At 55.5% G+C, this 13583-nt stretch carries 15 protein-coding genes; 9 read left to right on the forward strand and 6 right to left on the reverse strand.

Annotated features, from left to right (window positions below):
* The first annotated feature begins 169 nt into the window (after nucleotides 1–169).
* Nucleotides 170–955 carry a 4,5-DOPA-extradiol-dioxygenase gene (gene ygiD / locus EPE01S_RS13135; protein ID WP_062745794.1) on the forward strand — a complete coding sequence of 262 codons (786 nt, stop codon included), beginning with the start codon at nucleotides 170–172 and terminating at the stop codon, nucleotides 953–955.
* Nucleotides 956–1102: 147 nt separating this feature from the next.
* Here the strand turns inward: ygiD and EPE01S_RS13140 are convergent, their stop codons facing one another.
* From EPE01S_RS13140 to tolC, 3 genes are all read right to left on the reverse strand, one after another.
* The gene (locus EPE01S_RS13140) at nucleotides 1103–2263 is read right to left on the reverse strand and encodes a glutathionylspermidine synthase family protein (RefSeq protein ID WP_062745796.1); all 1161 of its coding nucleotides are present in this window, start codon (nucleotides 2261–2263) and stop codon (nucleotides 1103–1105) included.
* Between the two features lie 6 nt (nucleotides 2264–2269).
* Nucleotides 2270–2932, reverse strand: coding sequence for a DUF1190 family protein (locus EPE01S_RS13145; RefSeq protein ID WP_062745799.1), 663 nt, complete (start codon nucleotides 2930–2932; stop codon nucleotides 2270–2272).
* 144 nt (nucleotides 2933–3076) lie between these two features.
* On the reverse strand, nucleotides 3077–4546 hold the full coding sequence (tolC, locus tag EPE01S_RS13150) for an outer membrane channel protein TolC (protein ID WP_062745801.1): 1470 nt from the start codon (nucleotides 4544–4546) through the stop codon (nucleotides 3077–3079).
* A 210-nt stretch (nucleotides 4547–4756) separates the two neighbouring features.
* Here tolC and nudF point away from each other — a divergent pair, with 210 nt between their 5' ends.
* From nudF to EPE01S_RS13185, 7 genes are all read left to right on the forward strand, one after another.
* Entirely contained in the window at nucleotides 4757–5392 is a 636-nt protein-coding gene (gene nudF / locus EPE01S_RS13155) for an ADP-ribose diphosphatase (protein ID WP_062745804.1), read from the forward strand.
* Entirely contained in the window at nucleotides 5392–5811 is a 420-nt protein-coding gene (locus tag EPE01S_RS13160) for a DUF1249 family protein (RefSeq protein ID WP_062745806.1), read from the forward strand. The genes nudF and EPE01S_RS13160 overlap by 1 nt, the downstream gene beginning before the upstream one ends.
* Nucleotides 5812–5852: 41 nt before the next feature.
* Complete coding sequence (gene cpdA, locus EPE01S_RS13165; RefSeq protein ID WP_062745809.1) at nucleotides 5853–6680, forward strand: 3',5'-cyclic-AMP phosphodiesterase; 828 nt, start codon at nucleotides 5853–5855, stop codon at nucleotides 6678–6680.
* Between the two features lie 3 nt (nucleotides 6681–6683).
* Complete coding sequence (yqiA, locus tag EPE01S_RS13170; RefSeq protein WP_062745812.1) at nucleotides 6684–7262, forward strand: esterase YqiA; 579 nt, start codon at nucleotides 6684–6686, stop codon at nucleotides 7260–7262.
* A gap of 55 nt (nucleotides 7263–7317) precedes the next feature.
* Nucleotides 7318–9213: a DNA topoisomerase IV subunit B gene (gene parE, locus EPE01S_RS13175; RefSeq protein ID WP_062745814.1), complete on the forward strand. Its 1896-nt coding sequence runs from the start codon at nucleotides 7318–7320 to the stop codon at nucleotides 9211–9213.
* Between the two features lie 179 nt (nucleotides 9214–9392).
* A complete protein-coding gene (locus EPE01S_RS23475) occupies nucleotides 9393–9560 on the forward strand; it encodes a YnfU family zinc-binding protein (protein ID WP_157076019.1) in 168 nt (55 codons plus the stop codon).
* A gap of 148 nt (nucleotides 9561–9708) precedes the next feature.
* The gene (locus EPE01S_RS13185; protein WP_062745820.1) at nucleotides 9709–10611 is read left to right on the forward strand and encodes a LysR family transcriptional regulator; all 903 of its coding nucleotides are present in this window, start codon (nucleotides 9709–9711) and stop codon (nucleotides 10609–10611) included.
* A gap of 88 nt (nucleotides 10612–10699) precedes the next feature.
* Here EPE01S_RS13185 and EPE01S_RS13190 read toward each other — a convergent pair whose 3' ends face one another.
* Both EPE01S_RS13190 and EPE01S_RS13195 read right to left on the reverse strand, forming a co-directional pair.
* On the reverse strand, nucleotides 10700–11008 hold the full coding sequence (locus EPE01S_RS13190; RefSeq protein ID WP_062745822.1) for a putative quinol monooxygenase: 309 nt from the start codon (nucleotides 11006–11008) through the stop codon (nucleotides 10700–10702).
* A 43-nt stretch (nucleotides 11009–11051) separates the two neighbouring features.
* Complete coding sequence (locus EPE01S_RS13195) at nucleotides 11052–11633, reverse strand: NAD(P)H-dependent oxidoreductase (protein ID WP_062745824.1); 582 nt, start codon at nucleotides 11631–11633, stop codon at nucleotides 11052–11054.
* Between the two features lie 132 nt (nucleotides 11634–11765).
* Between EPE01S_RS13195 and EPE01S_RS13200 the strand changes: the two genes are divergently transcribed.
* On the forward strand, nucleotides 11766–12533 hold the full coding sequence (locus EPE01S_RS13200) for a transporter substrate-binding domain-containing protein (RefSeq protein ID WP_373279678.1): 768 nt from the start codon (nucleotides 11766–11768) through the stop codon (nucleotides 12531–12533).
* 147 nt (nucleotides 12534–12680) lie between these two features.
* Here EPE01S_RS13200 and EPE01S_RS13205 read toward each other — a convergent pair whose 3' ends face one another.
* Nucleotides 12681–13544 (reverse strand): ketose-bisphosphate aldolase, encoded by an 864-nt coding sequence (locus tag EPE01S_RS13205; protein ID WP_062745826.1) that lies wholly within the window; start codon nucleotides 13542–13544, stop codon nucleotides 12681–12683.
* Nucleotides 13545–13583: the final 39 nt, after the last annotated feature.

Genomic DNA, 13583 nt, shown 5'->3' on the forward strand with positions numbered 1-13583 from the left:
GGGCTATGGGTGCGCTGGCTCTTGTCGCGCACCCCGCCTTTAAGCCGCGTCACTCCTTCGCTTCCATTCAAATTTTCTGACTATCTTCGTCAGGGTTATCCTGGTTCATCCGTGTCAAAAAGCGCGTAATGTGGACTGCATTGAACAAAAACTTTGCTGGAGTCACACCATGAGCCACACACGTATGCCTGCTCTGTTCCTCGGTCATGGCAGCCCGATGAACGTGCTGGAAGAGAATATCTGGACGGAAACCTGGCGAGAACTGGGCAAAACCCTGCCGCGCCCGAAGGCGATTATTGCCGTGTCGGCACACTGGTACACCCGTGGTACGGCCGTCACGGCAATGGAAAATCCGCGCACAATTCATGATTTCGGCGGTTTCCCCCAGGCGCTGTTCGACACCCGTTATCCCGCCCCGGGCTCTCCGGCGCTGGCCCGTCAGGTTGCGGAAGCACTTTCACCGGTGGCAGTGGAGCTGGATCAGGAATGGGGATTCGATCACGGTTCGTGGGGCGTGCTGATCAAAATGTACCCGCAGGCCGATATCCCGGTGGTGCAACTCAGTGTGGATGCGACAAAACCGGCGGCTTATCATTTTGAACTGGGCCGCAAGCTGGCTGCGCTGCGTGAGCAGGGTGTGATGATCGTCGCCAGCGGTAACGTGGTGCATAACCTGCGCATGGTGCGCTGGAGCGGGGAGGCGGAAGCCTGGCCGTGGGCAGAATCTTTCAACCAGTATGTGCGCGAGAATCTGAGCTGGGAAGGTGAGTCAGAGCAGCACCCGCTGATCAACTTTATGCAACATGACGGGGCAGCGCTGTCTAACCCGACGCCGGAGCACTATCTGCCACTGCTGTATGTGCTGGGCGCACGTGCGGAAGGTGAGGTAATTACCGTTCCGGTCGATGGCATAGTGATGGGTTCACTGAGTATGCTGTCGGTACAGGTAGGGTAACAGGCAGAAGCGGAAGGTCGCCCGGAAAAAGGTGATCATTACGCAGGGAGAGACCTGCGACAGAGGGCGACCGGAAAAGGGCGCCCTCTGTGGGGCAGGGAAACACGCATTGTGCCGGGGCTGACCTTCTGTTGCGGTCAGCCCGTTTTATTCAATAAATGCGTGGGGATAGAAACGTGACAGATCCTGAGTAATCAAATCGCGATCTTCCCGCAGGCCGATACCCGCCGGCTGATCGTTAATCAGCCAGGAGCCGATCAGCGTGTAGCTGTCACCGAATTTCGGCAGCGGATGGAACTGCTGGACAATCATCCCTTCCTCTCCATACGGCCCGTCAACGCGCGCAATTTCCTGACCGTTTTCAACGATGGTGATATTGGCCCCCTCACGGGAGAACAGCGGCTTAACCACATATTTATCCATGTGAGGCACGTTGTCTTCTGCGAAGTAAGCCGGCAGCAGATTGGGGTGATTCGGGAACATTTTCCATAACAGCGGCAGCAGCGCCTTGTTAGAGATAATGCTTTTCCAGCCCGGTTCCAGCCAGCGCACGCCGGCATCAGCCAGCTTGGTGGAGAACATCTCGCGCAGCATGAACTCCCACGGATAAAGCTTGAACAGATTGCCAATCACCTGATCGTGCTGGTCGGTAAACTGCCCTTTCTCGCCCAGACCAATCTCATCCATAAACAGGAATTCACTCGGCAGACCCGCTTCCGTCGCGCAGTCCTGCAGATACTGAACGGTACCACGATCTTCATCGGTGTCACGGCAGCAGGCAAAATGTAGCCAGCTAAATCCGTGCTGCTGATGAAGCTCGGCAAAACGCTCAATCAGTTTTTCCTGCAGGCTGTTGAACTGATCGCTGCCGGTCGGTAGCTGGCCGGCCTTAACCTGATCTTCCAGCCACAGCCACTGGAAAAACGCCGCTTCATACAGCGATGTCGGGGTATCCGCGTTGTTCTCCAGCAGTTTGGCCGGGGACTCCCCGTCCCAGGCCAGATCCAGCCGGGAGTAGAGCGAAGGCTGCTGGCTTTTCCATGATTCGCGCACGAAATCCCAGGTATGTTTGGGAATGCGGAACTTGGTCAGCAGCTCTTCGCTGTTAACCACCAGTTCCACCGCCTGCAAACACATCTGGTGCAGTTCGCTGGTGACATCTTCCAGATATTCAATCTGCTGCAACGTAAACTGGTAATAAGCATCTTCACACCAGTACGGTTCCCCGTGCATGGTGTGAAAACGAAAACCATATTCCGTCGCTTTTTCACGCCAGTCGGGGCGTTCAGCAATGGCAATACGCTTCATCCGCGCTTAACCCCCCATGCTGCGGTTGGTGCCGGAGGCACTGCTACGCTGCATGGCGGTTTGTTTAGCAACGGATTCACCAAAACCACCGCGAGTGACGGTGCTGGTCGTGGCAGGTTTCGGTGCCAGCGCCGTTTTAGGAACGGTCATGGTTCGGCCTGGCGTTGCAGCGCCATAGCTTTTGCCGCTGGCATCAACGAATTTGCCGTTCGCCGGGCTGGACGGGTTCTTTGAGGAGAACAGCGGCTGCTGTTGCCCCATACCGCCGCCCATCATACGGCCCATCATGTAACCGGCCATCAGTGGCATCCAGAAGCTGCCGCTGGACTGCGATTCTGCATTTGTCGTGCCGACGCCAGCCTGAGCCGGAGCCTGCTGGCACTGACCTTCACCAAATTCTGCCACGCAGTCTTCACGGCTGGCATATTTCGGTGCGGTTTTCACCGCTTCTTCTTTGGCGTTGTTAAACGCCGTAGTGCATTGTGCGCTCTTGCCTGGATTCGCAGCAGAGCAGTCATCCGCATTCTGATACATGGAGACGGTTTCGTCGGCCTGTTCACATGCGGCCAGCATAAATACTGCACTTACCGCCAGCGCAACCGGCGTTAAATGACGTGCGCTCCAGCTTTTGCGAAAGGAGGCATGATTAATCTGTTTAGTCCGTTTCATCACTTTTCGTCCTGTGCCCAAAGGTAGTGCATAGGATAGGGGAACAGCGGTGAAAAATGAAGCGATGAGGCCTGACCAGGAGGGGATCTTTACGTAGCTATACGTTTGATTGTGAAGGGGCAGCCATCGCTGCCCCTCAGGGGACTACTGACCGAATGGATTGCCGCTGGCACGAGGCGCTGAAGTGCGACGGGGCTCTGCGGCGTTCGTGGTGCGTGGCGGCGTTTGTGCTCCGTCAGCATAGGCAGTCTGCTGCGCATTTTCGGGGGCAACGCTCTCCGGCGAGGTGACAACATCTTTGCCCAGATGATTGTTCAGCGTTTGCAGATCCTGCTCGTTCAGCGTACCCAGCGCAGACTTAATATTGAGCTGGTTAATCATGTAGCTGTAACGGGCGTTTGCCAACTGCTGCTTGGCATTGTACAGGGTGGTGGTGGCATCCAGCACGTCGACGATGGTGCGTGTGCCCACCGAGTAACCGGCTTCCATCGCATCCAGAGAGCTTTGTGCCGACACGACGGATTGCTTATAGGCTTCGATGCTGCTGATCGACGCGTTGACGTTATTAAACGAAGAACGCACGGTCTGCACGGTGCTGCGATGAGCACTTTCCAGCTGTTCGCTGGCAGCCACAAACGCATACTGTGCCTGTTTCACCTGGGAGCTGACCGACCCGCCACTGTACAGCGGCATATTGAAGCTCAGGCCAACCTGGTTGCTGCCACTGATGTTGTCATTACTGTTCGGGCTGGCACGATCGCCGCCATAACGGGTATTTGACAGACCGGTTGAGGCGGTCAGATCCAGCGTGGGCATATGACCCGTTTCTGAAGAACGAATCTGCTCACGTGCCAGATCCTGGGACAGGCGGGCAGACAGCAGCGACAGGTTGCGGCTTTCCGCTTCTTTCAGCAGTGCATTGACCGGCTGAGGTTTTTCGGTTTTGAACGTATCAACGTTCAGCGAGGCCAGATTAGGATAGTAATTACCCGTTACCTGGCGCAGGGTTTCCACCGCGTTGTCGAGAGCATTACGCGCCGAGACTTCGTTGGCCAGTACGGTGTCGTACTGTGAACGGGCGTTCTGTACGTCGGTAATAGCGACCAGGCCAACGTTAAAGCGTTGTGTGGTCTGATCCAGTTCGCGATAGATGGACTGCTTCTGCGCTTCGGTGTAGGACAGCGTATCGATGGCATTCAGCACGTTGAAATACGCGGTCGCCGTGTTGAGGATCAGCGTTTGCTGTGCCGTCTGATAGGTGACATCCTGAATCCCGGCCGTTTTTTCCTGCAGGGTCAGCGCGCGCCATTTTGACATATCAAAAATGGTTTGTGTCAGCTGCAGTGAAGCGCTTTTAGAATCGTTATGGGTGTCGCGTGCATCGCGGTAGCCGCTGTTATAGGTATAGTCAGCACCCAGGCCTAACTGCGGTAACAGCGGGCTGCGGGCTTCATTAATTTTCTCAAAGGCAGCATCACGATCGGCCGCAGAGCTACGAAGGTCAGGATTTGATAAACGCGCCTGCTGATATACCTGCAGCAGGTTTTCAGCCTGGCTGGCAACACTGAAGCCGCCCAGGCTCAGACCGATGAGTAAAGGGAGCAGTTTGTTCATTTGCATTCCTTGTAGTGCAGCAAAATTGCTATGGTAGCGCTGACGTAGGCCAAAAATTATCGCCGATAATAGCAGAGAGTTCCGATAAGGTAAGTTGGCTGAAAGTGCCATCTTGCCTTAATTTACTTAAATAATTCGTTAAGAACCAGACAACTGTCGGAATACTCTTGCACTTTACGTTTTTGCCACCATTTCCCAGGAGAAGTTGTTATGGAAACTGGTCACAAATACCCAGTGACTTTCACCAAAAACGATGTAGAAATTATTGCACGCGAGACGCTCTATCGTGGTTTTTTTTCGCTGGAGCGCTACCGGTTTCGTCACCGCTTGTTTAATGGTGGCATGAGTGGTGAAGTGACCCGGGAAATTTTTGAGCGCGGTCACGCGGCGGTGCTGCTACCCTATGACCCTCAGCGCGACGAAGTGGTGCTGATTGAGCAAATCCGTATTGCCGCGTACGACACCAGCCCAACGCCCTGGGTGCTGGAACTGGTGGCCGGGATGATCGAACCGGGGGAAACGCCGGAAGAAGTGGCCCGCCGGGAAGCCGTGGAAGAGGCCGGGATCGTCGCCGGACGGGTAAAACCGGTAGTGAACTATCTCTCCAGTGCGGGAGGTACTACTGAACGCCTGTCAGTATTTGTCGGTGAAGTGGATGCCAGCGTGGCGGAGGGAAACCACGGCCTGGAGGAGGAGAATGAGGATATTCTCGTGCATGTGGTCAGTCGCAGTCAGGCTTACCAGTGGGTGGAACAGGGGAAAATTGATAACGCAGCGGCTGTCATTGCTTTGCAATGGCTGGAGTTGCACCATAAACAGCTACGAGAAGAGTGGAATCCTGAATAATGAAACGCTATGTCCCCGATTTTCCTGAAATGATGCGCGTCTGCGAAACGAATTTTGCGCAGCTGCGGCGCTTGTTACCCAAGGAGGATCGGGCGGGAGAGTCGATGGCGTATCAGGTGAACGGTGCCAGCTATCAGATTACCATCCAGGAATCGACGCGTTACACCACGCTGGTGGAGATTCGACAAACGGCCCCGGCAGTGAGCTACTGGAGCCTGCCATCGATGTCGGTCAGGCTTTACCACGATGCGATGGTGGCGGAAGTGTGTTCAACACAGCAGATCTATCGCTTTAAAGCACGCTATGATTACCCTAATAAAAAATTGCATCAGCGTGATGAAAAACACCAAATTAACCAGTTTTTAGCGGACTGGCTGCGCTATTGTTTGTCCCACGGTGCGATGGCAGTTCCGGTTTAAAATTTAAGCTGCGACATTTCAGAGCGAGTTAAGGACGTTGATTGGATAGCCTGTTAAAACTTCCTGTGGCGAGTGGGTCCAGAGTCAGGATTTTACAGATAACGGATACCCACTTGTTTGCAGGTAAACACGAAACGCTGTTAGGGGTGAATACCTGGGCCAGTTTTAACGCCGTGCTGGAGGTGATTGCAGCAGACCGGCGTCACTACGATCTTGTTGTCGCGACTGGCGACCTGGCGCAGGACCACTCAATGGAAGCCTATCAGCATTTTGCTGAGGGCATCTCATGCCTGTCGGCACCTTGCGTCTGGTTGCCCGGTAATCATGACTTTCAGCCAACGATGTTCAGCACGCTGGCGGCATCCCATATTGCCGATCAAAAACAGGTGCTGGTGGGGGACCACTGGCAGATAGTGCTGCTCGACAGTCAGGTCTTCGGCGTCCCCCATGGTGAATTGAGCGACTATCAGCTCGAGTGGCTGGAGGGTGCGCTGGCGACCGAACCACAGCGCCATACGCTGGTGTTATTACATCATCACCCGGTGCCGTCCGGGTGTTCATGGCTGGACCAGCACAGTCTGAGGAATCCGCATATGCTGGATAGTGTTCTGCAGCGCTATCCTCAGGCAAAGACCCTGCTGTGTGGGCATATTCATCAGGAACTGGATCTCGACTGGCACGGACGGCGCGTACTGGCTTCCCCATCGACCTGTGTGCAGTTCAAGCCGCACTGTACCAACTTTACCATTGATGCCGAGTCTCCAGGCTGGCGCTGGCTTGACCTCTATGATGACGGGCGACTGGAAACCCAGGTGCAGCGTCTGACCACGCGCATGTTCAACCCGGATCTCGATTCAGAAGGATACTGACCGATGGCCACGCTGCTTTATCTGCATGGTTTTAACAGTTCACCCCAATCCGCCAAAGCAACCCAGTTTAAACAGTGGCTGGCAGAACACCGGCCGGACATCCGGCTGCATGTGCCACAGCTTCCGGCGTTTCCCTCTGAAGCCGCCGCCCTGCTGGAGACATTTGTCCTGCAGTCAGCGGGAGAGCAACTGGGAATGATTGGCTCGTCACTGGGCGGGTATTATGCGACCTGGCTGTCGCAATGTTTCACTCTCCCTGCCGTAGTAGTCAACCCGGCGGTACGTCCGTTTGAGCTGCTGGCCGATTATCTCGGTCACAACGAGAACCCATACACCGGCCAGCAATATGTGTTAGAGTCTCGCCATATTTACGATCTAAAAGTGATGCAGATTGACCCGTTAGAGTCACCGGATTTGCTCTGGTTACTGCAACAAACGGGCGATGAAGTGCTCGACTACCGCCAGGCCCTGGACTATTACAGCGCCTGCCGTCAGACGGTAGAAGAGGGCGGAAATCATGCTTTTATCGGATTCGAACGCCATTTCTCCGCGATGCTCGACTTCTTAGGTTTTCAGGAGTGAGTTAACACCGGCGTCTGGCCACTCATTTTTAGCCACTACCAATCAGATTGTTACGATGACTCAATCCAGCTATAACGCTGACTCCATTGAGGTTCTCAGCGGCCTTGAACCCGTGCGTCGCCGCCCGGGTATGTACACCGATACCGTCCGTCCTAACCACTTAGGCCAGGAAGTGATCGATAACAGCGTGGATGAAGCGCTGGCCGGTCACGCCAAGCGCGTGGAAGTGATCCTGCACGCCGATCAATCGTTGGAAGTGATCGACGACGGGCGCGGCATGCCGGTAGATATTCACCCGGAAGAGGGCGTACCGGCCGTTGAGCTGATTTTCTGCCGCCTCCATGCCGGCGGTAAATTCTCCAATAAAAACTATCAGTTCTCCGGCGGCCTGCACGGCGTGGGGATCTCGGTGGTTAACGCGCTGTCAAAACGCGTCGAAGTCACCGTTCGCCGTAATGGCGAAGTGTACGAAATGGCGTTTGAAAACGGCGATAAAGTGCAGGACCTGACGGTGACCGGTACCGTTGGTAAACGCAATACCGGCACCCGCGTCCAGTTCTGGCCGGATGAGTCCTTCTTTGACAGCCCGCGCTTCTCCGTTTCGCGCCTCAGCCACCTGCTGAAAGCGAAAGCCGTGCTGTGCCCGGGCGTTGAGATTGTTTTCAAAGATAAGCTGAACAATACCGAACAGACCTGGTGCTACGCCGATGGCCTGACCGATTACCTGATGGAAGCCGTCAACGGCCTGCCGACGCTGCCAGAAAAAGCCTTCGTCGGTGCGTTTGCCGGGGATGTGGAAGCGGTTGACTGGGCGCTGCTGTGGCTGCCGGAAGGCGGTGAACTGCTGACGGAAAGCTACGTTAACCTGATCCCGACCATGCAGGGCGGAACCCACGTTAATGGCCTGCGTCAGGGCCTGCTCGACGCCATGCGCGAGTTCTGCGAATACCGTAATATTCTGCCGCGCGGCGTTAAGCTGTCGGCGGAAGATATCTGGGACCGTTGCGCCTATGTGCTGTCGGTGAAAATGCAGGATCCGCAGTTTGCCGGGCAGACCAAAGAGCGGTTGTCATCCCGCCAGTGCGCGGCGTTTGTGTCCGGTGTGGTGAAAGATGCCTTCAGCCTGTGGCTGAATCAGAACGTTCAGGCCGCAGAAATGCTGGCAGAGCTGGCAATTTCCAGTGCCCAGCGCCGCCTGCGTGCGGCGAAAAAAGTGGTGCGTAAAAAGCTGACCAGCGGGCCGGCCCTGCCGGGTAAACTGGCCGACTGCTCTGCCCAGGATCTTGCCCGTACGGAGCTGTTCCTCGTGGAAGGGGACTCAGCAGGTGGATCGGCCAAACAGGCGCGCGACCGTGAGTATCAGGCGATCATGCCGCTGAAGGGCAAGATCCTCAATACCTGGGAAGTCTCCTCGGATGAAGTGCTGGCGTCGCAGGAGGTGCATGACATTTCCGTGGCGATCGGTATCGATCCTGGCAGTGAAGATCTGAGCCAGCTGCGCTACGGCAAGATCTGTATCCTTGCGGATGCGGACTCCGACGGCCTGCACATCGCCACGCTGCTGTGTGCACTGTTTGTCCGCCACTTCAGCACGCTGGTAAAAAATGGCCACGTCTACGTGGCGATGCCGCCGCTGTACCGTATTGACCTCGGCAAAGAGGTTTATTACGCGCTGGATGAAGAAGAGAAAGCGGGCATTCTTGAGCAGTTAAAGCGCAAGAAAGGCAAACCGGGCGTACAGCGCTTTAAAGGGCTGGGTGAAATGAACCCGCTGCAGCTGCGCGAAACCACGCTGGATCCGAACACCCGCCGTCTGGTGCAGCTCACCATCAGCGATGAGGATCTCCCGCATACGATGGCGGTGATGGATATGCTGCTGGCGAAAAAACGCTCTGAAGATCGCCGTAACTGGCTGCAGGAAAAAGGCGATATGGCGGAAATCGAGGTCTGAGGATTTTCCGCGTAAACGCGGCGGGCCGACTGTTTTTCCTCCACCGGGAGGCAGTTGGCCCCGCTTTTTGCAAAATAATCCGCTGATATGCTGCCTGAAGACAGATTTAAGCAATAAAGAGTGAGGGGAATAGGCCGCGAGGGTGTACTATACGCGTCCAAACAACACAGGAAATATTTATGGCTTATAATCAAAAACAACCTAAATCAAACGGTTTTCTCATCTCCATCGCCTGTCCAAAATGCAGTAAAAGTGCTGACCACAGCGCCCCCAGAGTTCATAAGAATAAAAACCTTCTTTGCCCATTCTGCAGTGTCCTCTTTACCCCTTCTGAAACGAAAATTTAAACCCAGCTTTCTGCTTTGCTGCCGTTGGTCGGATGTTGTCTGCCTCCAGGCCCGGTGAAGCCGTAAACGCATAAAGACGTCAACCTGTGCGAGGTCCTGCCGTGATTCTGTTAGAATTGCAGGGTCATCTTTCTACCAGGTTGAACTCTTGAAAATCACCCTTGAAGAGCTTCGTGCGTGGGTCGTCGTGGTCGATACCGGTTCGATCACTGCCGCCGCGGAGCAGCTTAACCAGACCACCTCCGGTATCAGTCGCGCCCTCAGCCGTCTGGAAAGCAAACTGCAAACCACGCTGCTACACCGCACCACCCGTCGCATCGCGCTGACGGAGGAAGGGCAGATCTTTCTTGAGCACGCCCGGCAGATTATTCGTTCGGTGGAAACCGCGGAAGAGCAGATTGCCCAGCGGCGTGAAATCCCCTCCGGTCGCCTGCGCGTCAATGCCGCCACGCCATTTATGCTGCACGTCATCGTGCCGCTGATGCCGGAGTTTTCACGGCGTTTTCCACTGATCCAGTTAGAACTGAATACCGATGAAGTGGTGATCGACCTGCTGGAGCAGCAGACCGATATTGCCATCCGCATTGGCGAGCTGCGTGACTCCACCATGCACGCCCGCGCGCTCGGCAGCAGCAGGCTGCGGCTGATGGCCAGCCCGGCCTATCTGCAGGAGCACGGCGTACCGCTCAGCGTCGCTGATATGGTGGATAAGCACCGTCTGCTGGGCTTCTGCAATCTGGATCAGCATAACATCTGGCCGGTATGGCGTTCGGAAGGGGAGTTTTTGCAGATTAAACCGACGGTGATGGCCTCAAGCGGTGAGACGCTGCGTCAGCTGGCGGTTAACGGCATGGGCATTGCGCGGGTGTCGGACTTTCTCAGCCGGGAGGATGTCGCCTCCGGCAGGCTGGTGCCGGTGCTGGAGGCGGAGACGCGGGAGATGTTTCACCCGATCCATGCGGTGTACTACCGCAACAGCACGCTGGCCGTGCGGATCCGCTGCTTCCTGGACTATCTCAGCGAGCAGTTTGCCAGCAAGACCCTGCTGTAAAAAGGGCGAACCAAACAGAAGGTCTGCCCCTGCATGGCAAGGTGATAACCGCCAGGGGCCGACCTTTTACCGGTCAGCCCGCCGGCCTTTACAGTGCCGGTTCCAGTACAAAGATTTTCACATCGACCACATCGTCTTTGATGGCGGTGCGATGCCGTTCCATATGGTCAGCCTGCTGGTGCTGCTCCAGATGTCGCAGTGAATCCCAGTGCTCCACCATAAAAATGGAATCAGGGGAGTGCTGCTTCCAGGGCACCTGGGCTTTGTGGTCAATCAATGCCTGGTAACTACCGCAGCCTTCTTCATCCAGCACGGTGGGGGTCAGACGCTCAATAGCGTGTAAAACGGCAGTACGTCGGCCTGGCTTGATACAGATTTCAGCGATTACGGTCAGCATACTGTTTCCTTTTTACCGGGGAACCCAATGGGTGAGTGTCCAGTTAAGCAAAAATCGCGCTCAGATGAGTCCGATAGCGTGCGATATCGCCTGCAATATCCGGCTGTTTGATCACATCGTTACAGATAAAGGTTGGCAGACCGTCCATACCGAGGAACTGGTTGGCCTTGTGGAAGTGCAGATAGACACCGTCTACGCCCACGCCTTCAAAGAACTGTTCCGGGTCGGTAAACGCCTGGAGCGGCGCATTCCAGGTCAGGGACAGCATATAGGTTTTGCCCTGCAGCAGGCCACCGGAACCATATTTTTTCGCCGCATCGGAGCGGGTACGGCCATCGCTGGCGTACAGTTTACCGTGGCCCTCGGTGAAGACCTCGTCGATATATTTTTTCAGCGTCCACGGCTCGCCCATCCACCAACCCGGCATTTGATAAATAACGGTATCGGCGGCAAGATATTTGTCGATTTCATCGGCGACCACGTAACCGTCGTCCAGCACGGTGACATCGACCTGATGCCCGGCATCGCGCAGGAAGCTCGCTGCGACCTGGGTCAGAGTATGGTTCAGTTCACCTTTTGAGTGGGCGAAGGCTTTACCGGCATCAATAATTAAAATCTGGCTCATGATTTTTTCTCAATAGTGTGCAATACCGGAGAGTGTATCCGACGTCGGCTGTGAGAAAAATGGGGTGCTAATCACAATACTATTGCGTTTTAAGCAACAATACGCGGCACTGATAATAACAATGAGAGAACTATGATGATGAAAATCGGGGCTGTGGCCCTCCTGCTGGTCGCGGGCAGCGCCAGCGCGCAGTCACATCTTGACCGTGCCATGCAAAGCAAAACCCTGGTGGTCTGCACCACCGGAGATTATAAGCCCTATACCTATCTGCGTCAGGACGGCAGCTATGAGGGGATTGATATCTCCCTGGTGCAGTCGCTGGCAAAAAGTCTGGGGGCGGAGGTGAAGTGGGTGCCGACCACCTGGAAAACCCTGACGCCTGATTTTATCGGCAAGCAGTGCGACGTAGCCCTGGGGGGCGTTTCAGTGACGCTGAAACGCCAGCAGACGGCATGGTTCGCCAACCCGCTGGATACCGATGGCAAAATTCCCCTGGTGCGCTGCGCGGATAAGAAGAAATACCGTACGGTGGAACAGATGAACAAACCATCGGTACGTCTGATTGAACCGGCGGGGGGAACCAATGAGGCCTTCGTCCACGCGTACCTGCCGAAAGCAAATCTGACGTTGTTTCACGATAACGTGACGATTTTCCAGCAGCTGGTGGACAAAAAAGCGGACGTGATGATCACCGACGCCTCTGAAGCGCTGTATCAACAGAAGCGCTATCCGTCGCTCTGTGCCATTAACCCGGATAAGCCGCTGCAGTACGGGGAAAAGGCCTGGATGCTGCCACGCGATGACATCAGCTGGAAAATGTACGTTGATCAGTGGCTGCACCTGAGTAAAGCCACCGGTGAATACCAGCAGATTGTGCAGCAGTGGTTAGCGGGGAAATAACGGCAGGCCAGGGCCAGGTCAAGTTAAAGGGGCGGCGGCGACTGGCCGCCCCTTGTCGCTCCACCCGCGCAGCGGGAAAGCGAAACCCCCTTAACCTTAAGGCCTGGCCCTGGACCTTAAAACAGTGGCCCAAACCAAAGAGCTACCCTAACGATATAAATCCGCTTTACCCGTCGATCCAAACAGGGACATTTTATAGGCGATCACCGCTTTTGCCGCCTTGATCGGCTCCGGATAGATGGCATTCGGATCCCACCAGGCTTCGCGGCTGAGGATCTCACGCGCTTTGGCGAAATAGGCATATTTCATATCACTGGAAATATTGATCTTACCCACGCCCAGCGTCACGGATTCTGCTATCTCCGCATCCGGGTTGGCCGATCCGCCGTGCAGCACCAGCGGGATCGACACGCGCTGTGAGATCTCGCGCAGGATATGCATTTGCAGCTCCGGCTTCATATCTTTTGGATAAATGCCGTGTGCGGTGCCGATGGCGACCGCCAGCGTATCCACGCCAGTCCGGGCGACAAAATCCTCAGCCTGATCAGGATCGGTATAAATGACCTTACTGACCCCGCCCTCCACTGACGTGCCGGTATCACCAATGGTGCCCAGCTCGCCTTCCACCGAGATCCCCACCGCATGGGCCAGCTTCACCACTTCCTTCGTCAGCGCCACATTTTCTTCATACGGCAGCAGCGATCCATCAATCATCACGGAGGTAAACCCGCACTGAATGGCACGCTGGACGTGCTCAACCGATGCGCCGTGATCAAGGTGGATAACAAAAGGAATACGGCTGCGCAGGGTACGCTCACGCACATAGCCGAAGAACTCATCGGTCACGAACTCCAGTTCACTGGGGTGGATGGAGATGATCGCCGGGCTGTTACTGGCTTCCGCCTGTTCGACGACGGCGCGGATAAAGCAGCTGTCGGCCACGTTAAAGGCACCAATGGCGAAGCGATTTTCACGGGTTGGTTTTAACAGTTCGTGCATAGACATCAACATGGTTGTACTCCTTAAGAGTCAGATTTTGGGCAAGACTTT

Origin of the sequence: Erwinia persicina NBRC 102418 (assembly GCF_001571305.1) — a bacterium.
Lineage (GTDB): Bacteria > Pseudomonadota > Gammaproteobacteria > Enterobacterales > Enterobacteriaceae > Erwinia > Erwinia persicina.